Below are 569 nucleotides of genomic sequence, written 5' to 3' on the forward strand. Positions count from 1 at the left end.
GTTCAGCGTTCCCTTGTCGCGCTCGAATACCAGGGTCTGGCCGATGGCATCCTCCTGGCACATGGCGCTGACGCAGGCTCCCAGTTGGTGCTCGAAGTCGGTGGCGGGCGAGATGAGGTCGGGGAACATGAGATTGCTCCTATGAAAACGGACCAGCCCGGCTCCAGGGGGAGACGGGCTGGCACGGGGGAAAAGGAAGGCTGGCGCTTCGTGGGACAGCTAGGACTCTGCCAACGGCAGGCCCAGCAGCGCAGGTGCGTCGGCGTCGAGGATCAGGATGCGCACGTCGGCCTGGCCGGCCAGTTCAAGGCTGTTCGCCAGGTCGTCCGGCATGCCCTTGTTTCGGTGCTCCTGCCGAAGCTGCTCGGCGGTGATGCCCTCGGCGTACTCCAGGTTCTGGTCCGTCCAGGGCGTGGAAATCAGCTTGACGCCGATCGCCGGGCTGTATGGCACCCGGAAGGCGATGAACAGCATGGCCTCCGGCGTGGCGAGGTCCGCCAGGTCGGCGAGGTAGTGCCAGGTATCGACCGTGATGTGCTCACGGCTGATTTCCCAGCACCGGCTGTAAT

1 protein-coding gene is annotated in these 569 nt (G+C 65.0%); it reads right to left on the minus strand.

Annotated elements, in window-relative coordinates; genetic code table 11:
- Positions 1 to 219 precede the first annotated feature (219 nt).
- On the minus strand, positions 220 to 569 hold a 350-nt coding region (locus ACTWPP_RS45120), incomplete at its 5' end, for a DUF5983 family protein (RefSeq protein WP_443110638.1).

Origin of the sequence: Actinomadura sp. 3N407, from assembly GCF_052245875.1 — a bacterium.
GTDB lineage: Bacteria > Actinomycetota > Actinomycetes > Streptosporangiales > Streptosporangiaceae > Spirillospora.